This is a genomic window from Rhodococcus opacus B4, assembly GCF_000010805.1.
In the GTDB taxonomy this organism is placed as follows: domain Bacteria; phylum Actinomycetota; class Actinomycetes; order Mycobacteriales; family Mycobacteriaceae; genus Rhodococcus_F; species Rhodococcus_F opacus_C.
The window spans coordinates 3,280,835-3,303,544 of sequence record NC_012522.1; the positions used below are offsets into that span (position 1 = coordinate 3,280,835).

General features: G+C 68.8%; 18 protein-coding genes and 2 pseudogenes. 13 read left to right on the top strand and 7 right to left on the bottom strand.

Translation table 11 applies throughout. The features are described from left to right. Position 1: 1 nt before the first annotated feature. Genes ROP_RS15080 through prpD form a run of 3 tightly spaced genes read right to left on the bottom strand, consistent with a single transcriptional unit; the run spans position 2 to position 3,566 of the window. Positions 2-1,126: a bifunctional 2-methylcitrate synthase/citrate synthase gene (locus ROP_RS15080; protein ID WP_012690248.1), complete on the bottom strand. Its 1,125-nt coding sequence runs from the start codon at positions 1,124-1,126 to the stop codon at positions 2-4. After that, positions 1,126-2,064: a methylisocitrate lyase gene (prpB, locus tag ROP_RS15085; protein ID WP_012690249.1), complete on the bottom strand. Its 939-nt coding sequence runs from the start codon at positions 2,062-2,064 to the stop codon at positions 1,126-1,128. The genes ROP_RS15080 and prpB overlap by 1 nt, the downstream gene beginning before the upstream one ends. Then, complete coding sequence (prpD, locus tag ROP_RS15090; RefSeq protein ID WP_012690250.1) at positions 2,064-3,566, bottom strand: 2-methylcitrate dehydratase PrpD; 1,503 nt, start codon at positions 3,564-3,566, stop codon at positions 2,064-2,066. Before prpD ends, prpB begins: the two co-directional genes overlap by 1 nt. A 152-nt stretch (positions 3,567-3,718) precedes the next feature. On the opposite strand from prpD, the gene ROP_RS15095 reads away from it, so the two are divergent. Then, positions 3,719-5,140 (top strand): short-chain fatty acyl-CoA regulator family protein, encoded by a 1,422-nt coding sequence (locus ROP_RS15095; protein WP_012690251.1) that lies wholly within the window; start codon positions 3,719-3,721, stop codon positions 5,138-5,140. A gap of 147 nt (positions 5,141-5,287) precedes the next feature. Continuing rightward, positions 5,288-5,695, top strand: coding sequence for a hypothetical protein (locus ROP_RS15100; protein WP_012690252.1), 408 nt, complete (start codon positions 5,288-5,290; stop codon positions 5,693-5,695). Positions 5,696-5,739: 44 nt separating this feature from the next. Here ROP_RS15100 and ROP_RS15105 read toward each other — a convergent pair whose 3' ends face one another. Then, on the bottom strand, positions 5,740-7,335 hold the full coding sequence (locus ROP_RS15105) for an FAD-binding oxidoreductase (RefSeq protein ID WP_012690253.1): 1,596 nt from the start codon (positions 7,333-7,335) through the stop codon (positions 5,740-5,742). A 100-nt stretch (positions 7,336-7,435) separates the two neighbouring features. Between ROP_RS15105 and ROP_RS15110 the strand changes: the two genes are divergently transcribed. The 7 genes and pseudogenes from ROP_RS15110 to ROP_RS44130 form a co-directional block, all read left to right on the top strand. Further along, on the top strand, positions 7,436-7,966 hold the full coding sequence (locus ROP_RS15110) for a hypothetical protein (protein WP_012690254.1): 531 nt from the start codon (positions 7,436-7,438) through the stop codon (positions 7,964-7,966). 274 nt (positions 7,967-8,240) lie between these two features. Beyond that, positions 8,241-9,755 carry a PepSY-associated TM helix domain-containing protein gene (locus ROP_RS15115; protein ID WP_012690255.1) on the top strand — a complete coding sequence of 505 codons (1,515 nt, stop codon included), beginning with the start codon at positions 8,241-8,243 and terminating at the stop codon, positions 9,753-9,755. Next, entirely contained in the window at positions 9,755-10,279 is a 525-nt protein-coding gene (locus ROP_RS15120) for an Rv2732c family membrane protein (protein WP_050785076.1), read from the top strand. Before ROP_RS15115 ends, ROP_RS15120 begins: the two co-directional genes overlap by 1 nt. 1 nt (position 10,280) lies before the next feature. Continuing rightward, on the top strand, positions 10,281-10,826 hold the full coding sequence (locus tag ROP_RS15125) for a copper chaperone PCu(A)C (RefSeq protein ID WP_012690257.1): 546 nt from the start codon (positions 10,281-10,283) through the stop codon (positions 10,824-10,826). After that, entirely contained in the window at positions 10,819-12,051 is a 1,233-nt protein-coding gene (locus ROP_RS15130; protein WP_012690258.1) for a Dyp-type peroxidase, read from the top strand. The genes ROP_RS15125 and ROP_RS15130 overlap by 8 nt, the downstream gene beginning before the upstream one ends. A gap of 248 nt (positions 12,052-12,299) precedes the next feature. Next, positions 12,300-12,434 (top strand): annotated as a pseudogene (locus ROP_RS41175) (pyridoxal-5'-phosphate-dependent protein subunit beta); the annotation flags it as partial. Continuing rightward, a pseudogene (locus ROP_RS44130) lies at positions 12,433-13,167 on the top strand (MFS transporter); the annotation flags it as partial. The pseudogenes ROP_RS41175 and ROP_RS44130, both read left to right, overlap by 2 nt. Positions 13,168-13,246: 79 nt before the next feature. Here the strand turns inward: ROP_RS44130 and ROP_RS15140 are convergent. Continuing rightward, a complete protein-coding gene (locus tag ROP_RS15140) occupies positions 13,247-14,614 on the bottom strand; it encodes an FAD-binding oxidoreductase (RefSeq protein WP_043824790.1) in 1,368 nt (455 codons plus the stop codon). Between the two features lie 141 nt (positions 14,615-14,755). Here ROP_RS15140 and ROP_RS15145 point away from each other — a divergent pair, with 141 nt between their 5' ends. Further along, entirely contained in the window at positions 14,756-16,591 is a 1,836-nt protein-coding gene (locus tag ROP_RS15145) for a helix-turn-helix domain-containing protein (RefSeq protein ID WP_043824792.1), read from the top strand. Between the two features lie 6 nt (positions 16,592-16,597). Here ROP_RS15145 and ROP_RS15150 read toward each other — a convergent pair whose 3' ends face one another. Next, entirely contained in the window at positions 16,598-17,182 is a 585-nt protein-coding gene (locus ROP_RS15150) for a TetR/AcrR family transcriptional regulator (protein WP_012690263.1), read from the bottom strand. Between the two features lie 101 nt (positions 17,183-17,283). Between ROP_RS15150 and ROP_RS15155 the strand changes: the two genes are divergently transcribed. Both ROP_RS15155 and ROP_RS15160 read left to right on the top strand, forming a co-directional pair. After that, a complete protein-coding gene (locus ROP_RS15155; protein ID WP_012690264.1) occupies positions 17,284-18,423 on the top strand; it encodes an acyl-CoA dehydrogenase family protein in 1,140 nt (379 codons plus the stop codon). Between the two features lie 32 nt (positions 18,424-18,455). Further along, positions 18,456-19,637, top strand: a complete 1,182-nt coding sequence (locus ROP_RS15160) for an acetyl-CoA C-acetyltransferase (RefSeq protein WP_012690265.1) — start codon at positions 18,456-18,458, stop codon at positions 19,635-19,637. 1 nt (position 19,638) lies between these two features. On the opposite strand, the gene ROP_RS15165 is transcribed toward ROP_RS15160, so the two are convergent. Further along, on the bottom strand, positions 19,639-20,871 hold the full coding sequence (locus ROP_RS15165) for a PucR family transcriptional regulator (protein WP_012690266.1): 1,233 nt from the start codon (positions 20,869-20,871) through the stop codon (positions 19,639-19,641). A 224-nt stretch (positions 20,872-21,095) separates the two neighbouring features. On the opposite strand from ROP_RS15165, the gene ROP_RS15170 reads away from it, so the two are divergent. Beyond that, positions 21,096-22,691 (top strand): AMP-binding protein, encoded by a 1,596-nt coding sequence (locus tag ROP_RS15170; RefSeq protein WP_012690267.1) that lies wholly within the window; start codon positions 21,096-21,098, stop codon positions 22,689-22,691. Positions 22,692-22,710 lie beyond the last annotated feature (19 nt).

The window sequence follows — 22,710 nt, forward strand, 5'->3', positions numbered from 1 at the left end:
GTCAGGCGACGACAGAGCGTTGCGCGACGCCGGTGTACTCCGACAGCGGGCGGATCAGGGCGTTCGATTCTCCCTGCTCGATGATGTGGGCGGTCCACCCGGTGATGCGGCTCATCACGAAGATGGGGGTGAACACCTCGATGTCGAAGCCCATCAGGTAGTAGGCGGGCCCGGTGGGGAAGTCGAGGTTCGGTTTGATTCCGGTGGCCTCGTTCATCGTCTTCTCGAGGATCTCGTACATCTGCACCCACCTGTCGCCGTCGGTGCGGGCGGCGACGTCGAGGAAAGCCTGCTTCATGGTGGGAACGCGGGAGTCGCCGTTCTTGTAGACGCGGTGCCCGAAACCCATCACCTTGTCCTTGGCGGCGAGCTTGCCAAGCAGCCACTGCTCGGCGAGGGCGGGGTCGCCGATCTCGAGCATGTGATGCATGACGGCCTCATTGGCGCCGCCGTGCAGCGGCCCCTTCAGTGCCCCGATGGCGGCGGTGACGGCGCTGTAAATGTCCGACAGCGTCGAGGTCACCACCCGCGCGGCGAAGGTGGACGCGTTGAAGGAGTGCTCAGCGTAGAGGATCAGCGACACCTCGAACGCCTTGACCAGCTCCGGGGCCGGCACCTCCCCGAAGCACATGTGCAGGAAGTTCTCCGCGAACCCCAGATGACTGTGCGGGGCGATCGGGTCGAGGCCGCGGCGGCGGCGGTGATCGGCGGCAACGATGGTCGGCAGCACCGCCATCATCCGCAACGCCTTGGCCCGGTTGGCGTTTGGAGTGTTGTCGTCCTCTTCAGGGTCCTCGGCGCCGAGGTAGCTGATCGCGGTGCGCACCACATCCATCGGGTGGCAGTTCTCCGGCAGCTTCGTCACCAGCGACAGCAGCGACCGATCGGCCCGGCGGGCGGCCCGCTCACGCTGGGTGAACAGGGCCAGCTGCGCGTCGGTGGGCAGTTCCCCGTTCCACAGCAGATACGCGACCTGCTCGAAGCTGCAATGTGCCGCCAGATCCTGCACCGCGTAGCCGCGGTAGGTCAGCGAATTGGTCTCCGGCACCACCTTCGAGATGGCGGTGGTGTCGACGACGACACCGGCCAGCCCCTTGTAGATGGTGGGTATCGCGGTTTCGGTCATCACTGGCTCCCCGTGAGTGTGAAGTTGAAGACTCCGGAATCGAACTCGTTGTAGCGCTCGTACTCGAGCACCTCGTACAGACGCGACCGGGTCTGCATCCGGCCGAGCAACCCCTCCTGGGTTCCCTTGTCGTGGATCTCGCGCAGCCCGGCCTCGATCGCACCCATCGCCAACCGCAAAGTCGTGACCGGGTAGATCACGGCGTTGTAGCCAATGTCCTGCAGCGTCTGCGCCGGGATCAACTCGGATTTGCCGAATTCGGTCATGTTCGCAAGCAGCGGAATGTCGACGGCCGCCCGGAACTTCGCGAATTCCTCCTCGGTGTGCAGGGCCTCGGTGAAGATCAGGTCGGCCCCGGCAGCGGCGTACGCCTCGGCCCGCTCGATCGCGTCGTCGATGCCGACTCTGCCGGAGGCGGACATGTCGTCGATCCCGGCGGCGTCGGTGCGGGCGCAGATGACGAAGTTCGGATCCCGCCGGGCGGACACCGCGGCCCGCAGTCGGCGCACCATCTCATCGATCGGCACGATCGCCTTGCCGTCGAGGTGACCGCACCGCTTGGGGTTGACCTGATCCTCGAGGTGCAGGCCCGCGATACCCGCGTCCTCGAAGGCGAGGACGGTGCGAGCTGCGGACATCGGCTCACCGAATCCGGTGTCGGCGTCGACGAGGACGGGAAGGTCCGTGACCCCGGCGATCTGAGCGCTGTGTGCCATCACCTCGGTGAGCGTGGTCAACCCGATGTCGGGCAGTCCGAGGCCGGCGGAGAACGCACCACCGGAGACGTAGACGCCCTCGAATCCGATCTCCTGGATGAGCTTCGCGGTCAGCGGGTTGATCGCTCCCGGCAGCCGGGTGATGCCCTCCGACGTCAGGCTCGCCCGGAAGGCTGCGCGCTTGTCGGCCGCGGACGTCGCGGCGGCGATGAGGCCGGCCATCAGAAGAGACCCTTCGGCGACTTCGGCGAGCGACCCAGCACCTCGTCCGACACCGTGAAGGTGAGCTGGTCCAGCTCGTCGGCCTTCAGCTCGGGGGTGCGTTGCGCTGCGTCGAGGAAGCGGTCCTGCTCGGCCTGCGCAACGACACCCTCGGCGAGGGTGCGGAACTTCGCGATGTACTGGTCACGCGCGAACGGCCGGGCGCCGAGCGGGTGGGCGTCGGCGACGGCGAGTTCGTCGACGATCACCTCACCGCTCTTCAGGGTGATCTCGGCGCGGGCGCCGAAGGCCTTCTCGTTCGGGTCGGTGGAGTGGTAGCGGCGGGTCCACTCCGGGTCCTCGGCGGTGGAGATCTTCCTCCACAGCTCGATCGTGTCGGGACGCTGCGCCCGCTCGGGGGCGTAGGAGCGTTCGTGGTGCCAGGTGCCGTCCTGCAGCGCGACCGCGAAGATATACATGATCGAGTGGTCGAGCGTTTCGCGCGACGCCTTGGGATCGAACTTCTGCGGGTCGTTCGAGCCGGTGCCGATCACGTAGTGGGTGTGGTGGCTGGTGTGCAGCACGATCGACGCGATCTGGTCCAGGTCTCCGATGCGCTCGCGCATGCGGCATGCGAGGTCGATCGGGGCCTGGCTCTGGTACTCGGCCGAGTGCTCCTTGGTGTAGGTGTCGAGGATGCCGCGCTTGGCCTCGCCGGGACCGGGCAGCGGCACGTTGTACTCCGCCTTCGGGCCGCCGAGCAGCCACGCGATGACCCCGTCCTCGCCCTCCCAGATCGGCGACGGCGCCCCCTCGCCGCGCAATGCCCGGTCCACGGCCTCGACGGCCATCTTGCCCGCGAAGGCCGGCGCGTACGCCTTCCAGCTGGAGATCTCGCCCTTGCGCGACTGACGGGTGGCGGTGGTGGTGTGCAGGGCCTGGCCGATCGCCTGGTAGACGGTGTCGGTGTCGAGGCCCAGCAGGGTGCCGATCCCGGCGGCCGCAGAGGGGCCGAGATGCGCGACGTGGTCGATCTTGTGCTCGTGCAGGCAGACGGCACGGACCAGGTCGACCTGGATCTCGTAGCCGGTGGCCAGACCGCGGATCAGGTCGTTGCCGTTACGGCCCGTGTGCTGCGCGACCGCGAGGATCGACGGGATGTTGTCACCGGGGTGCGAGTATTCGGCGGCGAGGAACGTGTCGTGGAAGTCGAGCTCCCGCACCGCGACGCCGTTCGCCCACGCCGCCCACTCGGGCGAGAAGGTGCCACCGACACCGAACACGGTCGATCCGGGGCTGTACGGATGTGCCTGCGCCTGCGCCCGCGCGTTGGCAACCGGGCGGCGGGTCAGGGAGGCCGCGGCAACGGCAGCGTTGTCGATGATCCGGTTGACGATCATCTCCGCGGTGTCCGCAGGCACCTCGACGGGGTCGGTGGCGACCTCGGCGATCTTCCACGCCAGGTGCTCCTCGCGCGGGAAGTCCTCGGCGGAGCGGTGCGTGCGTACGAGATGGGTCTTCACAGGTGTTCCTCCGGGCATCGTTGAGCTGTCTCGCTTTCGCACGCTACACAGACGCATCGACCAGCGAAATACGCCGCAAATGCCTACTTTTGCGGATCGGATCCTGCAAATCTGCGAACTTTGCGTAATCAGCGGGTGCTACCTTTTCGGGTATGCAGAAGATGTATGCCGGTGGTCGGCTTCGGCGGCTGCGCGAGGAGCGCGGGCTGACACAGTCGGCGCTCGCGAAAACGCTCGGGCTGTCCACCAGCTACGTCAATCAGCTCGAAAACGACCAACGCCCGCTGACGGTCCCGGTGCTGCTGCGCCTGAATGCCGACCTCGATCTCGACATGTCGTTCTTCGCCGCCGACACCGACGCCCGGCTGCTGGCCGACCTGCAGGAGGTGTTCGGGGAGAACCCCGAGGCCGCCGACCTGTCCACCACCGACATCGACGAACTCATCTCCCGAGTCCCGGCCGCAGCCCGGGTACTTGTCGGGTTGCACCGGAGGCTACGCGGCGCCACGGCGCAACTCGAGCAGTTCTCCACCGGCGTCGACGGCACACTGGCGGACCCGTCGACCGCGATGCCCTACGAGGATGTCCGCGACTTCTTCTACGACCAGCGCAACCACATCCCCGAACTCGACATCGCCGCCGAAAACCTGTTCACCTCCCGGGATTTGACCCTCGGCGGAATGGATCTGCAACTGAGCCGGCTGCTGCACGACGAACACGACATCACCGTCACCATCCGCACCGACGACCCCGACCGGCCCGGCCCGAAACGCACCTTCGACCCGCAGACCCGGGTGCTGACCCTCGCCCGGCGGCTCGCACCCGGACAACGCGCGTTCCAACTCGCCACCCAGCTGGCGTTTCTCACTCAGGCCGAGACGATCGACCGGATCGTCACCCGGACGGAATCGCTGCCGGCCCAGTCGAGGGACCTCGCCCGGATCGGGCTCGCGAACTACTTCGCCGGCGCCCTGATCCTGCCCTACACCCCGTTCCTGGCCTCCGCGGAAGCACTGCGCTACGACATCGACCTGCTGTCGATGAAATTCGAGGTCGGCTTCGAAACCATCTGCCACCGCCTCTCCACCCTGCAACGCCGCGGCCAGCGCGGGGTGCCGTTCTTCTTCGTCCGCACCGACCGCGCCGGCAACATCTCCAAACGCCAATCCGCCACCGCCTTCCACTTCTCCAGGGTCGGCGGCAGCTGCCCACTGTGGGTGGTACACGACGCATTCGCCACCCCGGGCCGGATCCGTACCCAGATCGCGCAGATGCCCGACGGGCGCTCCTACCTGTGGCTCGCCCGCACCACCGACGAGAGCACCCCCGGCTACCTTGCGCAGAAGCGGGACTTCGCGATCGGCCTGGGCTGCGACCTCACCTACGCGAGCAAACTCGTCTACTCCCACGGCCTGCAGATCGACGACCCGTCCACCGCCGTCCCCATCGGCCCCGGTTGCAAGGTCTGCGAGCGCGCAGGCTGCGCCCAACGCGCCTTCCCTCAACTCGGACGCACCATCAACGTCGACGAGAACAGCGCAGCCACCATCCCCTACACCCCCGGCGCCCGCTGAACGCGGCCCACCCTTCAGCCGAAGGGTCGCAGAGGTAGAGCGCCCGTGACCGACGGAGAAGAGATCACCGGTTCGCCGTCGCATGCACCACCGGAACCGGACTACCGTCAGAAGGGAATCGCATCACCATTCCACAGAGGAGGGGTCATGACTTCGACCCGGGAACTGTTCGACACCATGATCGCCAATTCCGGCTTGAGCAGTGACGTACTCGCCGCCGCCGTGGACGCCCTGCAGGAGGGCGAGGAAATCGTGGCGGCCTGCTCGATGGGCATGCTCGGTGCGCAGGATGCGCTGCAACTGGCCCCCGCTATCAGCCGGGACCTCGACTGCGCCGACATCCTCGGCGTCACCCGCCGCATCCTGACTCGGGGCAGCGGTCCCGACCACACGCTGATCACCGCCCAACTCGAAGCCTGCCTGCTCGCCTGCGAACGTAGCTACGAGTTGTGCAGCCGACACGCCGACCACCACGCTCACTGCCGGATGTGCGCGGACGCGACGCGCCGCTGCGCCGACATGTGCCGCCAGGTCCTCACAGCAATTCACGCCTAGGAATCCCACCGCTGCGCTACCCGGTGGCAGGTCGTACGCAGCTCTCATCGCCCCGGGAGTTCGATCGCGAGGTCGTGGTGGAAGAGATCACCGGGATCCCAGGTGGCTTTGATCCGTTGCAGCCGTGGGTAGTTGTCGCCGTAGTACAGGGTGGACCAGGGCACCGGGGAGGTGTTCCAGCGCGGATCCCGGAGGTCGGTGTCGGGGTAGTTGATGTAGCTGCCGGCGTTGGCGTGGTTCGGTGCGGGGACACCGCCGGTGTCGGCGTAGATGTCGCGGAACATGTTCCGTGACCATTCGAGGTGCGCGGCTTCGTCCGCGGGGTTGCGCCAGCCGGTGACGAAGACCGCCTTCATGAACGAGTTGCGGGTCGGCATCGCGGTGGCGTCGGCGGGGCGGGCGTTGATCGCGCCGCCGGCGGGGAAGAACTCCACACCGGAGTCGGGGCTCTGGAAGCGCGGATCGGTCAGGTACCGGTGCAGTGTGCGCAGCTGCTCGGGGCTGTAGGCCTGGCGCAGATTCGCGCTCTTGTACTTTCCCAGGAACGGTGCCCGGCCGCGGGGTGCGGACAGCCGCGTCGACACGTCCAGGAACGGGCCCTCGGTCGCGGGGATCACCACCGGCGGCGGCCACACCCCGTCGCTCACCGCGGCGACGAACTCGTCGAGCAGTCCCCTGGCGCCCGGAAGGCCGGCGTCGAGACGAGGGGTGAGCTGGCAGGACCCGCCGAGGAACGCGCTGGCGAAGAACTGCGCGTACAGGCTCGCGAACCGCGACCCCGGTTCGCTGTTGCGTTCGAAGAAACGCTGAAAATTCCCGACGAATCGGACGAAGGATTCCTCGGTCGCGGTCGGGAGGACGATCTGGCTGGTGATCAGATTTGCCGGGGGTGCCGGCAGGATCCGCGCGGAATCGGACCCGTCCGTATCGTGCGAGCGCAGCAGGTACCTGGTCACCACACCGAAGTTTCCGCCACCACCGCCGGTGTGCGCCCACCACAGATCCGGATTGGGACCGTCGCGGGTGGCGAGCACGGCCGATGCTTTCCCGTCAGCGTCGACCACCACGACCTCGACACCGTAGATGTGGTCGACGACAGAGCCGAACAATCGCGAGAGCGGACCGAAGCCGCCGCCGGCGGCATGCCCGCCCATGCCGACCCCGAGGCAGCTGCCGCCGGGAATCGTCACACCCCAACGCCGGTACAGCTGCTCGTACACGGAGCCGAGATCGGCACCCGCTCCGACCGAGAAAGCCCGGTGCGCCGGGTCGAAATCGATGCCGGTGAGCCGGTGGAGGTCGACGATCACCCCGGTCGCAGGATTGTCGACAAAAGCGTCGACGCAGTGCCCGCCCGAGCGGGCCGCGATGCGCAGCCCGTCGTCGACCGCCCGCTGGATGGCGGCGACGGTCTCTTCGGTGGTGGTGGGCACGAAGATGGCCTGGGGGCGAGCGAGAAAGCGCGGGTTGTATCCACGCTGCGCAAGGTCGGCGAACCCCTGATCGGCGGGCGTGAGCTCGGCTGCGGCAACAGGCACGCGGGGGTCGGCGAGGGCGGACGGGAGCCTGACGCCGGTCGCGGCGGCCCCAGCGAGTGCCGCACCGCCGAGGAGCAGGCGTCGGCGGGACAGTCCGGGCATCGCGTCAGTGTACTTCTCGGGGGCTCCTGGACTGTGGGAATCGACGCGAACCCCGGGTCCGGGGTACTAGTCCCGGTAGTAGCAGCGGTACTCTCGCGGGGTGAATTCACGGACCGAGGTGCTGGCGCAGGTGCGCGGCGCCGTCGTGGGTTCTTCCTCCGGGGCGGTCAGCATCGCCGCCCACGGCATCGCCGGTGGCGGTATGCCACCGAATGAGGCGTCGGTGGTGCTGCTGCTGGTCGCCTGCGCCGCGGTCGGCGCGGCCGTCGCCGCCCTCCGGATCACCGGTCGGGACGGGCTGGTCCTCGTGGCGGGGCTGGCCACCGGGCAATTGATTGGTCACACCACCCTGGGATTGGCCGTCGAGCACGCCCACGGCCTGGGACTGTCCACCCCGATGATCGCCGCCCACCTCGCCGCGATCGCGGTCTCCGCCACGCTGGTGCGCGGCGCCGAACGCGCCTGCCTACGAGCACTGGCTGCCGTCACCCGCATCGTCCTCGCGATTCTGACCCCGGCGCCGGTGTATACCGCAAGTTGGTCGGCGACCCCCGTCTATCGGGCGAAGCTGTCGCTCTGGCTGCTGGTCGGCTCGGCCGCCGGCACCCGCGGTCCACCCGCGCTCGTCTGAGTCGAATCCCTGTCGTACTCCGCCCGTTCCGCGATGTGACTGCGTCGCGGAACGGCTGGTGTCCATGGTTCGACTCCCCTCCTCTTCCGCCGTTCCCGCACCACCCTCCTATGGGTGAGCTGCGGCACGCGCGTTCCTTGGTCGGCACCAGCGGGATTCGTTGAGCGAGTCCGGGCGGCGACCCCATCGGGAGACGACACCCCCTCCCCCCACCCGAATGATGGGCTCGGGGGCGGAAGCGGCGGTCGCCCCACCACCGAATCGAGATGTGCCCATGTCCCTTCCCGAACTCGAACGCGACGCTCCCGTCGCCGACACCGCGCCGCCGACACCGTCGCGGGCGGCGACGAAGGACTCGCCGCCGCCGCGCAGCTTCCGGCCACTGATCATGCGTCTGCACTTCTACGCCGGGATCCTCGTGGCCCCGTTCCTGATCATCGCCACGATCAGCGGCCTCCTCTACGCCCTGGCACCCTCCGTGGAGCAACTCGTCTACCGCGACCTACTGCACGTCGACTCCACCGGTCCCGCGGTACCGATGCCCGACCAGGTGCGCGCCGCCCAGCAGACCCAGCCCGACCTCACCGTTGCGGCGGTCCGGCCGGCCGCCTCGGAGGGCGAGACGACGCGTGTGCTGTTCACCGACCCCAGCCTGGGTGAATCCGAACGCCGTGCAGTGTTCATCGACCCGGCCACCGCCCGGTCGGTGGGCGAGTCGGTGGCCTACGGCAGCAGCAGCGCACTGCCGATGCGGACCTGGATCTCTCAGCTGCACCGGCACCTGCACCTCGGCGAGCCGGGGCGGATCTACAGCGAACTCGCCGCTTCCTGGCTGTGGGTGATCGCCCTCGGCGGGGTCTACCTGTGGGTGCAGCGCTACCGCACCACCCGCCGTGCCCGCGGCGCCGACGCCGCCCGGTTGTTCACCCTGGATCGGTCGTCGCGCGGCCGGGCCCGCACCCTGAGCTGGCACGGGGTGGCCGGCATCTGGATCGCGGTCGGTCTGGTGTTCCTCTCGGCGACCGGGTTGACCTGGTCCAAGTACGCGGGTGAGAACGTCAGCGAGTTGCGCACCGCCCTGAGCTGGACGACCCCGAAGCTGGACAAGAAGCTGGCTGCCACGCCCACCGAGAGCAGCGGGTCGGGCGGTCACGACGGGCACGGCGGCGGGCACACGCCTGCAGCCGCCGATCCCGGTCTGCTCGAGCGGAACATCGGCGAACTCGACACGGTCCTGGGTATCGCCGCGAGCAACGGGGTCACCGGTGCCGTCGAGGCCGGCATTCCGGCCGACGCGGGCACCGCATTCACCGTCACCCAGACCCGCCAGCCCTGGCAGTTCTCGACCGATTCGGTCGCGGTCGACGGCGCCACCGGCACCGTGACCGATGTGCAGCGGTTCGCGGACTGGCCGCTGGCCGCGAAACTCACCTCCTGGGGGATCGCCCTGCATATGGGCCTGCTGTTCGGGTTGCTCAATCAACTCGCCCTCGCCGCGTTGGCGGTGGCGTTGCTGACCGTGATCGTGCGCGGCTACATCCTGTGGTGGCGGCGCCGGCCGACGCGGGGCACCCGCCGGGTCGGGCGGGCACCGCTGCGCGGGGCGTGGCGTCGCGTCCACCCCGCCACCGCGGTCGCAGTGGGCGTCGGGACGGTGGCGGTGGGCTGGTTCGTGCCGCTGCTCGGGCTGTCCCTGGCGGCGTTCCTGCTCGTCGACGCGGCCGTCGGTGCGATCGGCCGGGCCCGGGCGAACCGCCCGCCGTCGGCGACCACCGCGGTGCCGCAGTGATGGTCGAGTCCGACCTGTCGGAGTACCGCGACGATCTGGTCGCGATCGAGTCTCGGGTGGCGCGCGAGGTCGAGACCGGGTGGCGCGGGCCGGCGATCGCCGCCGCCGTCACCGTGCTCGTCATCGGTCTCGCCCTGCCCCACACCGGGACCGGGGCGGTGCCGGGGTGGTCGGTCGCCACGGCCGCACACTCCGGTGCCGGGGTCCCGCTTCGGGTGTTCACCGGATTCGCGATCGTCTTCGGAGTCGTGGTCTCCACGGTTGCGGCGACCACCCGCCGATGGGTAGCGGCGTGGATTGCGATGGCCGGCACCGGTCTCGGCACCCTGCTGGGGATGTTCGCGTACTGGTCCCAACAGGCCATGCCCGGCACCGCCCTGCGTGGCGGTGCCGGGATCGGGCTGATGCTCACCTGGGCTGCGATGGCCGCGTTGGCCGTCCTGTGGATCCCGATCGTCGCCTCCCGCAGCAACATCCTGCCCCCACCCGGCGACGCCGGGCGGCCTGACACAACGGAGAACTGACATGTCTTCCTTCACTCTTCGAAGCCTCGCCGCCGGTGGCGCCTGCGCGGCCGTGCTGCTGACCGGATGCTCCTCGAGCACGGACGCCCCCGCGACCGAGGCGGATGCGATCACCGTGTCCGACCAGTGGGTCAAGGCCGCCGACACCGGCATGAGTGCGGCGTTCGCGCAGCTGACCAACACCGGCGACCGGGACGTGCGGATCGTGTCCGTGTCCAGCCCGGCCTCCACCCGAATGGAACTGCACGAAATCGCCACCGGCGCGGACGGCGCCACCGTCATGCGGGAGAAGCAGGGCGGCGTCACCATCGCGGCGAACGGCACCCACGCCCTCGCCCCGGGCGAGGACCACCTGATGTTGATGGAACTGACTGCCCCACTCACCCCCGGCGTGACCACCACCTTCACCCTCACCTTCGAAGACGGATCGACCACCGACTTCGACGCGCAGGTGCGTGACTTCTCCGGCAACCAGGAGAATTACGACCCCTCCGGCGGCCACGACTCCCCCGCGCCGGCGGCAACCGCACCCGGACACGGTGGCTGAGCGGCAGACACCGCCGACCCGTGGCCTGAGTCGGCGGCACCTGTTCGGAGCAGGTGCCGCCGCGCTCGGAGCCGCCGGACTCGGCTGGGGCGCACAAGAGATCGTCGACCACCGCACCACCGAGGCCACCGCGGAGGGCGGGCTGACCGAACCGTTCCACGGCCCGCATCAGGGTGGGATCGCGACCCCGCCACAGGCGCACGCCCAGTTCGTCGGCGTGGACCTGCGGGAGAACGCCGACCGCGCCACTGTCGCCGGCCTGCTGAAAGTGTGGACACAGGACGCTGCCCGGCTGACCGCCGGCACGTCGGCGCTGGCGGACACCGAACCCGAACTCGCGGCCACCCCGGCCCGGTTGACCGTCACCGTGGGTCTGGGTCCCGGAGTGTTCGGCGCCGCCGACGTCACGGACCGGCAGCCGTCGTGGCTACGACCGCTACCCGCGTTTCCGATCGATCGACTCAACGAGAATTCTTGGGGGCAAACGGATCTGCTGCTTCAGGTGTGCGCCGACGACCCTGTCACGGTGGCGCACGCGGTCCGGGTGCTGACCAAGAACGTGCGCTCGCTGGTAACGGTTCGCTGGTCCCAACGCGGGTTCCGCAATGCTCGCCGCAGCCACCCCGAGGGCACCACAATGCGCAACCTGATGGGGCAGGTCGACGGCACCGTCAACCCAGACCCGGACACGGAGGAGTTCGACCGCCTGGTCTGGGACGACGGCAGCGCCCATCGATGGCTGACCGGTGGCACGTCCCTGGTGCTTCGACGGATCCGGATGGAACTGGACACCTGGGAAGAAATCGACCGGCCCGGAAGGGAATTGACGGTCGGGCGCACACTCGATACCGGGGCGCCGCTGACCGGCACCGACGAACACGACGACCCCGACTTCACCGCCACCGACAGGTTCGGCATCCCGGTGATCCCGCCGGGCTCGCATATTGCCCGCGCCCACCACACCCACGACGGGGAACGGTTCCACCGCCGCGCCTACAACTACGACGACCCACCCCAGCCCGGGCAGGTGTCGAACTCTGGGTTGATTTTCGCCTCCTACCAACGAGACATCGACACCCAGTTCCTGCCCGTCCAGCAGCGACTCGCCGAGTTCGACGCCCTCAACCAGTGGACGACCCCGATCGGCTCCGCCGTCTACGCCCTGCCACCGGGCACCGACCCGGGCGGCTACCTCGGCGACACCCTGCTGGAGGCCACGGCCTGAGCACCTGCCGCGCCTCCTCCGCGGAGGTGCAGCGCGCACACCGTCCCCGACCCGGGCCGGCAACGGCCCGGACACAGGAGAACACATCCGTGATGAACGCACCCACGTACTCCCCCACCACACCGGCCGCGCAGCTGCTCAGCTCCGGCCACCGCTGCCCGCGGCCGAGGCACATGGTCGGTAACACTCCCGTCCTGTGAGTGGGCGAACCCTTCACCACCGCAGGCACCGGATTCCGGGCGAAACCCGCCGGAATCGCCCGCACCCTCCGCCAGTTCTGCCCACACCTGAACCTGATCGGGGTCGATACCATCGACTCCACCATCTTCGGGCAACCCGCCGGCACCCGGCTGACGCGCGGCCTCGGCTCGAGCATCTACCCTGCTGATGCCCTACCTCGCCGGGTATCTCGCCGGCCCGCTCGGGATGGCCGCCTGGGCGGTCGGACCGGTCCTCGGAGCGAGGAACTTCTCCCAACAGGGCATGTTCGTCGTCGGCGGCACCCTGGCCGATCACCTCGGATACAAACCGCTGATCATCGCCGGTGCCTGCTCCGTACCGGCGGCTTCGCCCTGCTGGCGGTTCTGAGCAACCTTCCCGCGATCCTGATCGCCTCAGCGGCAACCGGATTCGCCGGCACCCTGTTCAACCCCTGCGGTACGCGCCTACCTCGCCGCCGATTCCGGATCAGCTGCCTCGTCGCCGCCGCGGTCTTCGGGGCCCTGCCTGTCGTGCAGATCTGGGCCCTGCCCCCCGCCCCCACCAAAGCGCCACCGGCAAACGGACGGCAGTCCTCGCCGACTGGCGCACCGTCGCCACGAACCGCCCCTTCGTGCTGTTCTCGCTGGCGTTGATCGGGTCCCACGTACTATCCCGTTCAGATCTACCTCGCGCTACCCCTGCAAGCCCGCCTGCTCGTCGAGGACTCCTCCGACACCGCATTGGTCACCGCGCTGTTCGTCATCTCCGGCCTGGTCTCGATAGCCGGGCAACTCTGGATCACTGAGTGGTTCGCGACCCGGTGGGGACCGACCCGCAGTCTGGTCATCGGCATTGGCATCCTCGCCGCCGCCCTCATCCCCACTTGCTCTGTTTCCCGCCGCAACCACGGCGGGCTCGACACCGCGGGCGCATCCGCCGACGCCGCACCACACAGGTAGAGCCGACACCGAATGCCGTGCCCGTGTGAGTGCACCTACGAGAAGACCTTGCCGGGGTTCAGGATTCCGTGCGGGTCGAGGGCCCTCTTCACCGATCGGTGCATGTCCAGCACGACCGGATCGAGTTCCTGGGCAAGACCTTCCATCTTGAGCAGGCCGACACCGTGCTCGCCGGTGACGGTGCCGCCGAGTTCGAGTGCTGCGTCGATGATCTCCGCAAACGCCGCCTGGGCGCGGGCTCGTGCGGCCTCGTCGCCGCGGGGTGTGATGAGCAGCGGGTGCAGGTTGCCGTCGCCGGCGTGTGCGATGTTCGCGATCGTGGTCTCGTGGGCGATGCCGATCTGTTCGATGCGCGCAAGCATCTCGGGGACAGTCCGTTTCGGCACGCACACGTCTTCGGTGAGGACCGGTCCGAGCCGCTCCATCGCGGGGTAGGCCAGGCGGCGCGCGGCGAACAACGCATCCGCCTCCTCTTGGTCGGTGGAGACGGCAGACCACGTGGCTCCGGCTTCGTCGAAGCACGACAGCATCTTCTCGGCCTCCTGATCGCCGATGACCCCCGCGGTGTCGATACGGCCGAGGAGCACGACGTTCGCCTCCACCGACAGTCCCATCTTCTTCCAGGCGTCGACAGCTATGAGGCACTGCTTGTCCACCAACTCGAGCGCCGACGGGGTGAGTCCCGCCGCGGCCACGGCGCTGACGGCCCGGCCCGCGTCGACGATGGAGTCGAAGTAGCCGGCCACCGTGCGCTGCGGGTCCTGCAACGGGCGCAACTTGACCGTGATCTCGGTGATGACGCCGAGCGTTCCCTCGGACCCGACCATGAGACCCGCCAGGTCGTAACCGGCGACGCCCTTGGCGGTCTTGCGTCCGAGGCGCACGAGTTCACCCGTGCCGGTGACGATCTGCATGCCGAGCACGTAGTCACGGGTGACGCCGTACTTGACGCAGCACAGCCCGCCCGCGTTGGTGGCGACGTTTCCTCCGATCGTCGACCACGGTGAACTGGCCGGATCCGGGGGATACCAGAGTCCGTGTTCGGCGCACGCGGCGCGGAGATCGTCGTTCACCACGCCGGGTTCGACGACGGAGTACCGCTCGAGGGGATCGATCTCCCTGATCGCGTTCATGCCCTCGAGCGCGAGGACGACACAGCCGTCGGTCGCGTTCGCCCCGCCGGACAGCCCGGTGCCGGCGCCCCGCGTGACGACGGCGGTGTCGTGCTCGAGGCACGCACGCACGACGGCCTGGACTTCGAGCGCCGTTCGGGGGCGGACGACGGCGAGCGGGGCGGCGTACGGCGCCCACTCCGCCTCGTCGTGCTGGTACCTGGCGACGACGTCGGGGTCGCGCACGACACGATCCGCCGGAAGGGCTGCCAAGAGTGCATCGATCAACATGACGAGAACCAGTCCTTTGCGGCCGAGAAGGTGATGATTCAAACGTAGCTGTGATCTGAATCTCGGCCAATGTAGATTCCATCTATCGAATCCGGGGATCCATGGACGGAGACACCAGTGAGTACTGCCGATCGCGGCTGGATGGAACTGCTGCTCGACGACGCACCCATCGACGAACTCGAGACCCTCCGGCGCACGCTGATCGACGGCTCCACCCGGTCCGGCCGGGCGGCGATCGAACGGGAGGCCGGCGCCGCACTGCGGCTGCGGGCACAGCTCGACCAGCGTCGGCAGCGCAGCAGGGAGCTGGCGGCGCTCAACGACATCGCGGTCCGGCTGACGACGGTCCGTGACGACCGGGCGCTGCTGCAGGAGGTGGTCGACCAGGCGCGGCAACTGCTCGGTGTGGATCTCGCCTACATGGGATCGGTCTACGACGAGGAATTTGTCATCGAGGTCACCAGCGGGGCGCTGACCCCGAATCTAGTCGGCATCCGCCTGTCACTGGACGAGGGACTTGTGGGCCTGATCGTCCGAGGGTCCGCACCGGAGTGGACACCCGACTACCAGAGCGAACCGGCGTTTCGGCACATCACGGGAGCCGACAGCGCGGCGCGGTCCGAGAACATGCGCGGCCTGCTCGGGGTTCCCCTCCGCGTCGCCGACCGCGTCATCGGCGCGTTGTTCGCGTGCAAGCGTCAGGAGCGGGCATTCACCGAATCCGAGATCGCGCTGTTGTCGGCGCTGGCGGCCCACGCGGCGATTGCGATCGAGAACGTGCGCTCACTGGAACGCGACCGGGACACCGTCGCTCGACTCGAAGCCGTGAACGCCGAATTGTCGCAGCGGACGAACGAGCTCGAACAGATCCTGCAGTGGGACCGGACGCTCACCCAGGTGGTGCTGCTCGGCGCGGGAGTGCAACGCCTGGTGCAGGAGGTGGCCCAGCTCTCCCGGCAGCCCGCATATTTCGTGCTGGACGAATCCGCCCTACCGGCGGAACTGACGCCCCACGCCGACGACGTGGCGGCGGCGGTCCGCGAATTGCGCTCCGGTGGGAAGGACCACGTCGCACGGCGCGGGGTGCTGGCGCAACGCGTCGCGGCAGCCGGGGAGATGCTCGGCGCGCTGGTGTCCCTCGGTGCGGAGCAGCCAACCACCCGGCTGCTGCTCGAACGCGCGGCACCCGCGATCGCACTGTCCCTCGCCGGGGAACGTGCGGCCGGTGAGGCGACGCGTCGCGCGCGGGACGCGTTTCTCGTCGACCTGCTGACTCATCCCGCCGCCACCGCGCAGGACGAACGCAGGCAACTGCGGTTGGCCGGGCTCAACCCCGACACCACCTACTGCATCGCCGTGGCGACCGCCGGCGGGCAGGACACCTCCATCCGCACCGCCCTCGGGGCCTTGCCGCTCCCATCCGGAACCGTTGCGGCGGAACACGGCTCCCGCGCACTGGCCGTCGTACCCGCCAACGACTCCGCGTCCGTGCAGGCGGTGTTCACCTCCGGGCGACTCGACGCGACGATCGGTATCGCGGACCCCGCGATCGGCGCGAAGGCACTCGCGCACGCCTACGTCGAAGCGCAGCAGACCGTCGACGTGCTCGACACCCTCGGGCGCGCGGGGGAAGTCTCCTCGGCGCGCGGTCTGGGCATCTACCGGATCCTGCTGAGCCACATGGCGCGTGAGCACCTCGACGAACTGACCGAGGCCCAGCTGGGGCCGTTGATGGCGGAACAGTCCAAACGCGGAGTGCCACTGCTGGAAACACTGTCGGAGTATCTGGCGCACGGCCGTCACCACTCGGCGACCGCGTCGAGCCTCGGCGTCCACGTCAACACCCTCTACCAGCGCCTCGACGCCATCGACCGCCTCCTCGGCCCGGACTGGCGAGACCCCGACAAGGCGCTCGACCTGCAGGTGCTGATGCGGCTGCGGAGAACGGCGGACCTGCTCGGCGCACGAACGCGGTGACCCGGCTCAGGCGCTGATGCCGCCGGTGAGGATGGCGGCGAGTTCGGCGTAGGCGTGCGCGTCGTCGAGGCCGGTGCTGTCGCGGACCCCGCGTTGCTGGATGCGGACCATCATGGTGGCGGCGAGGTCGGCGGCGAAGGCGGCGTGCACGTCGCGGAAGTCGCCGGCGGCGACGCCTTCGGTGATCAACTCCTGAACCCGGCCGGCCGCGAACTGGGTGTTCCGTTCGTAGACCTCCCGCGCCGGGGGGAAGGCGTCGAGGTCGGCCATGAACTGGTCGGATGCGGCCGCGAGGGCGTTGCCGACGGCCGACAGGTACGCGGTGATCCGCTCGCGGGCCCCGTGGATCGGCTCGATGTGCGACTCGACGTCCTCGGTGGCGCGACGGAAGAAGTGCACCGTGGCGGCCCGGACGAGCTGCTCTTTGCTGCCGGCGAGGGTGTACAGCGTCGACTTCGAGCAGCGCAGCCGGTTCGCGATCTCGTCGAGGGTCAGGTGCGCGAACCCCTCGACCAGGAAGAGGTCGACGAGGGCGTCGAAGAGCTGGGTGCGCCGTCGGGTGGCGAAACCGGGTCGGGTGGGCTGCTCCATGACCGAAATAGTACTGGGCAGCGCCTTGCAGTACTATTTCACAATCAGTACTCTGGGCCGTAATCCAGTACTGCTTTCCGTAGCCTTCGCGAGGAGAAACCGTGGCCGTCGATCGTTTACTGCCCACCGACGAAGCCCGTGACCTGATCCAGCTCACGCGCGACGTCGCCGACAAGGCCCTGACGCCGATCGTCGACGAGCACGAGAAGTCCGAGACGTATCCCGAAGGGGTGTTCGCCACCCTCGGCGAGGCCGGGCTGCTGAGCCTGCCGTACCCGGAGGAGTGGGGCGGCGGCGGGCAACCCTACGAGGTGTACCTGCAGGTGCTCGAGGAGATCGCCGCCCGCTGGGCCTCCGTCGCGGTCGCGGTCAGCGTCCACAGCCTTGCCTGCCACCCGCTGATGGCGTTCGGTACCGACGAGCAGAAGCAGCAGTGGCTCCCGGACATGCTCGGCGGCAACACCATCGGGGCCTACAGCCTGTCCGAGCCGCAGGCCGGATCCGATGCTGCCGCGCTCGCGTGCAAGGCCGCCGCGACCGACGGCGGGTACGTCGTCAACGGCGCGAAGGCGTGGATCACGCACGGCGGCATCGCCGATTTCTACAACCTCTTCGCCCGCACCGGCGAGGGTTCCAAGGGCATCTCCTGCTTCCTGGTCCCGAAGGACACCGAGGGACTCACGTTCGGCAAGCCCGAGGAGAAGATGGGCCTGCACGCCGTGCCGACGACGTCCGCGCACTACGACGACGCGTTCGTGCCCACGGAGCGACGCCTTGGCGCCGAGGGCCAGGGACTGCAGATCGCCTTCAGCGCACTCGATTCCGGCCGGCTGGGCATCGCGGCGGTCGCGGTCGGTCTCGCGCAGGCCGCCCTCGACGAGGCCGTGGCCTATGCCCAGGAGCGGACCACGTTCGGGAAGAAGATCATCGACCATCAGGGCCTCGGATTCCTGCTCGCCGACATGGCCGCGGCCGTCGATTCCGCCCGGGCCACGTACCTCGACGCCGCCCGACGCCGCGACGCCGGCCTGCCGTACTCCCGCAACGCGTCCGTCGCGAAGCTCGTCGCCACCGACGCCGCCATGAAGGTGACCACCGACGCCGTCCAGGTGCTCGGCGGCTACGGCTACACCCGCGACTTCCGCGTCGAGCGGTACATGAGGGAAGCGAAGATCACCCAGATCTTCGAGGGCACCAACCAGATTCAGCGTCTGGTCATCAGCCGCAGCCTCGCACACTGACTCTCCTTCCTTCGAGAAAGGCCCCTCTTCACATGCCCACCTCCGTGATCGTCGCAGGCGCCCGCACCCCGATCGGCCGCCTGCAGGGTTCGCTCGCCGGGTTCTCCGGCGCCGACCTCGGTGCTATCGCCATCGAGGCCGCGCTCGGCAAGGCCGGTGTCGCCCCGGACCGCGTGCAGTACGTGATCATGGGTCAGGTCCTCACCGCCGGTGCCGGGCAGATGCCCGCCCGTCAGGCGGCTGCGAAGGCCGGGATCCCGATGAGCACGCCGTCGCTGAACATCAACAAGGTGTGCCTGTCGGGAGTCGAGTCGATCATCCTCGCCGACCAGTTCATCCGGTCCGGTGCGTTCGACGTGGTCGTCGCCGGCGGGATGGAGTCGATGAGCCAGGCCCCGCACCTGCTGCCCGGGTCCCGGGGCGGGTTCAAGTACGGCGACGTCACCCTCGTCGACCACATGGCCCACGACGGGTTGCACGACGCGTTCACCGACCAGCCGATGGGACTGCTCACCGAGGCCGGCAACGACAAGGACGTCATCGCCCGCGAGGACCAGGACGCGTTCGCCGCCCGCTCGCACCAGCTCGCCGCGAAGGCGTGGGACAGCGGAATCTTCGACGACGAGGTCGTCCCCGTCGAGATCCCCTCCCGCAGGGGTGAGAGCACCTGGCTGCGCCGCGACGAGGGCATCCGCCCCGACACCACGGTGGAGACCCTGGCCCGGTTGCGGGGCGCGTTCCGCAAGGACGGCACCGTGACCGCCGGGAACGCGTCGACCATCAACGACGGCGCCTGCGCCGTGGTGGTGATGAGCAAGGAGCGTGCCGAGTCGGAGGGGCTGACCTGGCTGGCCGAGATCGGTGAGCACGGGATGGTCGCCGGACCGGATTCCGGTCTGCAGTTCCAGCCGTCCGGCGCCATCGCGAAAGCCTGTGACGCAGCCGGAATCTCGACCGCCGAGCTGGATCTGATCGAGATCAACGAGGCGTTCGCCGCGGTCGGGATCGCCTCCACCCGCGAACTCGGCGTCGACCCCGAACGCGTCAACGTCAACGGCGGCGCCATCGCGCTCGGCCACCCCATCGGCATGTCCGGTGCCCGGATCACGCTGCACCTCGCGCTCGAACTGCAGCGCCGCGGCGGCGGCACCGGCGCCGTCGCCCTTTGCGGCGGAGGCGGACAGGGCGACGCCCTGATTCTGCGCGTCCCCTGACTCAGCGCGGCGGCTCCGTCGACGCGATCCGTACCGCGAGAAGGAGATTGACGACGTCTTCCACGCGCCGAAGGTCCTTGCCGGTGCGCTCGGCGATCCGGCCCAGCCGGTAGTACATCGTGTTCACGTGAATCTGTAGCGCCGAGGCGGCCGACTTGGCGTTCATGTCGTGGGCGACATACGCCGTCAGGGTCTCGATGTAGATCGCGCCCGCCGACAGATCTTCGGCGATGAACGCACGCAGCTGGGGGTCGACGAGTCGTCGCGCGGTCGGGTCCGCGCGACGCACCAGATAGTCCAGAGGCGAAAGGTCGTCGAAGATCTGGACCTCGCGCCGACCTCCCAGGTGGTCACAGGCGACCTGGGCCTCCAGCAACGCTTCGGCGGTCTGCTCGAACCCGAGGTGCGCCGAGCTGATCCCGATCGACGCCGCGGTACGAGTCGTCCCGAGCTCCGTGGCTGCACGAGCGACCTTCTGAGACAGGGTGCTAGGGCTGAATCTTTCGAGCGGGACAAGTCCGACGAGTTCCTGCCGCCACGGCACCAGCATCCCAGACAGGTGCCGGGAGAGCACCCGGCGTGCGTCGAGGATCGGATCCGCGCCGTCCGCCTCCGAACTCGCCCGGCACACGAGGACGACGAACCCGGCACCGTCCGCGAGACCGGCCCGGCGCATCGCCTCCAGGCGGACCGGCACGGCGGGCACGTTCCCCGCGAGCAGATCCTCGAGACAGTCGAGTGCGATGCGCTCCTGGTCGGCCACGAGATATTGCTGTGCCTGAAGGTAAGTGGTCGCGGCGGCAGAACAGCCCGCCTCGATCGTGCGCATGAGGTGCTCGACGAGGCCCAGCGCCGTCTCCTGCTGCCCCTCCGTCGATCGGACGAATTCGAGAACATACGACCAGAGGACGATCTGCCCGATGCGAAACGCGTGAAGGAAGTCGATCAGGGAGATGCCGTGCGCCACGCGCTCCGAGGCATGGTGGGAGGTGAATGCGAAATCGTCGAGGCGCGGATCCCGTTGTTCGATGACGCTGGTCGTGAACACCGCGAACACGGCGGTCACGTGGGCGACCACGTCGTCATACAGGCCCGTGGCGCGGTAGGACGGCAGTTCTGCCCAGATCGCGTCGCTGGCGGCTCGCGCGATTTCCGGACGCCGGTCGTGCACCCACCTCGCGAGACCGATCGCCGCGTCGTCGAACGGCCGCAGGGCTCCGGGTGCTGTGGTCATCTCCCCGACCTCCGATACTGTCCACACGCTGTGGCCAGGCTACAGCTCGAATTCGGACCTACGGCACATTCCCACCAGTGAACTGTGGGCCGACCACAAACATGTTCGGTGCCGCACCACGATGAAGTGACGGCTGTCACGGCCTATGGTTGCTCGGACGACCCACGAGGCTCGCCGCCGTTCGCGCGTGGGAGCCCGCCGCAATCTTCGAGGGAGTGACCCACGTGAGCTTTAAGAGCCCGTTTCCGGATGTCGAGATCCCGAACCTGAGTGTCTACGATTTCCTGTTCGGTGACCTCGCGCCGGCGGATGCGGACCGGCCCGCACTGGTCGACGGCGCCTCGGGTGCGGTGACCAGCTACCACACCCTGGTGGCGCAGATCGACGCCGTGGCGGGGGCGCTGGCCGCCCGCGGCCTGGCGGTCGGGGAGGTGGTGGCCCTGCATTCACCGAACGTGCCCGCGTTCGCCGCGGTGTTCCACGGCATCCTGCGCGCCGGGGGTGTCGCGACCACGATCAACGCCCTCTACACCGCCGAGGACATCGCCAAACAGCTCACCGACTCGCACGCGAAGTTCCTGTTCACCGTCTCCCCACTGCTCCCGCAAGCCCGGGCCGCGGCGGCGAAGGTCGGTATCGCGGATCAGAACGTGATCGTCCTCGACGGCGCGGACGGGCACCCGTCGCTGCGTGATCTGCTGGCCGAGGCCCACCCGGCGCCGCAGGTGTCGTTCGACCCGGCCACCCAGCTGGCGGTGCTGCCGTACTCGTCGGGGACCACCGGCCGCCCGAAGGGGGTGATGCTCACCCACCGCAACCTGGTTGCCAACGTCTGCCAGATCAACCCGCGGATGGGCATCGGCGCCGACGACAGACTGCTGGCGGTGCTGCCGTTCTTCCACATCTACGGGATGACGGTGCTGCTCAACGCGGCCCTGTTCAACCGGGCGTCGCTGGTGACGATGCCGAAGTTCGACCTCGTCGAGTTCCTGTCCATCGTCTCCGGGCAGAAGTGCACGTATGTGTTCATCGCCCCACCGGTCGCGGTCGCGTTGGCCAAGCACCCGTTGGTCGACGACTACGACCTGTCGAGTGTGCATTCGGTGTTCTCCGGTGCCGCCCCGCTGGATCAGGAACTGGGCAAGGCGGTCGCGAACCGGCTCGGCTGCCGGGTCCGGCAGGGCTACGGGATGTCGGAGATGAGCCCGGTCTCCCATGCGATCCCGTTCGACCGCGACGACATCGCCCTCGATTCGGTCGGCCCGACGATCGCGAACATGGAATGCAAACTCGTCGACCCCGCCACCGGCGAGGAGGTCGACTACCCCACCGAGGGGGTCAGCGCGCCGGGGGAGTTGTGGTGCAAGGGACCGAACATCATGGCCGGGTACCTCGGCAACGAGCAGGCCACCGCCGAGACCCTGGACGCGGACGGGTACCTGCACACCGGGGACATCGCGACCGTCGACGCGGAAGGGGTGGTGACGATCGTGGACCGGATGAAGGAGCTGATCAAGTACAAGGGCTACCAGGTGCCGCCCGCCGAACTGGAGGCGCTGCTGCTCACGCACCCGCAGATCGCCGACGCCGCCGTCATCGGCGTCCTCGACGACGAGGGTGAGGAGGTCCCGAAGGCGTTCGTCGTCCCCCAACCAGGTGCCGAAGATCTGGATGAGGCCGCGGTGATCGCGTTCGTCGCCGACCGGGTCTCCCCGCACAAGAAGGTCCGCAAGGTCGAGTTCATCGACCTCGTCCCCAAGTCCGCCGCAGGCAAAATCCTCCGCAAAGACCTCCGCACACGGGAAACAGCAGCACAGTAGTCGTGCCTCCTCCGTCCCG

What these genes read in the sequence shown, in the direction of transcription:
- ROP_RS15150 (WP_012690263.1), bottom strand. Translation starts at nt 17,182, where the DNA reads ATGGAGCAGCCCACCCGACCCGGTTTCGCCACCCGACGGCGCACCCAG.
- ROP_RS15160 (WP_012690265.1), top strand. Translation starts at nt 18,456, where the DNA reads ATGCCCACCTCCGTGATCGTCGCAGGCGCCCGCACCCCGATCGGCCGC.
- ROP_RS15140 (WP_043824790.1), bottom strand. Translation starts at nt 14,614, where the DNA reads ATGTTGATCGATGCACTCTTGGCAGCCCTTCCGGCGGATCGTGTCGTG.
- ROP_RS15165 (WP_012690266.1), bottom strand. Translation starts at nt 20,871, where the DNA reads ATGACCACAGCACCCGGAGCCCTGCGGCCGTTCGACGACGCGGCGATC.
- ROP_RS15120 (WP_050785076.1), top strand. Translation starts at nt 9,755, where the DNA reads ATGGTCGAGTCCGACCTGTCGGAGTACCGCGACGATCTGGTCGCGATC.
- ROP_RS15105 (WP_012690253.1), bottom strand. Translation starts at nt 7,335, where the DNA reads ATGCCCGGACTGTCCCGCCGACGCCTGCTCCTCGGCGGTGCGGCACTC.
- ROP_RS15095 (WP_012690251.1), top strand. Translation starts at nt 3,719, where the DNA reads ATGCAGAAGATGTATGCCGGTGGTCGGCTTCGGCGGCTGCGCGAGGAG.
- ROP_RS15125 (WP_012690257.1), top strand. Translation starts at nt 10,281, where the DNA reads ATGTCTTCCTTCACTCTTCGAAGCCTCGCCGCCGGTGGCGCCTGCGCG.
- ROP_RS15100 (WP_012690252.1), top strand. Translation starts at nt 5,288, where the DNA reads ATGACTTCGACCCGGGAACTGTTCGACACCATGATCGCCAATTCCGGC.
- ROP_RS15145 (WP_043824792.1), top strand. Translation starts at nt 14,756, where the DNA reads ATGGAACTGCTGCTCGACGACGCACCCATCGACGAACTCGAGACCCTC.
- prpB (WP_012690249.1), bottom strand. Translation starts at nt 2,064, where the DNA reads ATGGCCGGCCTCATCGCCGCCGCGACGTCCGCGGCCGACAAGCGCGCA.
- ROP_RS15115 (WP_012690255.1), top strand. Translation starts at nt 8,241, where the DNA reads ATGTCCCTTCCCGAACTCGAACGCGACGCTCCCGTCGCCGACACCGCG.
- ROP_RS15080 (WP_012690248.1), bottom strand. Translation starts at nt 1,126, where the DNA reads ATGACCGAAACCGCGATACCCACCATCTACAAGGGGCTGGCCGGTGTC.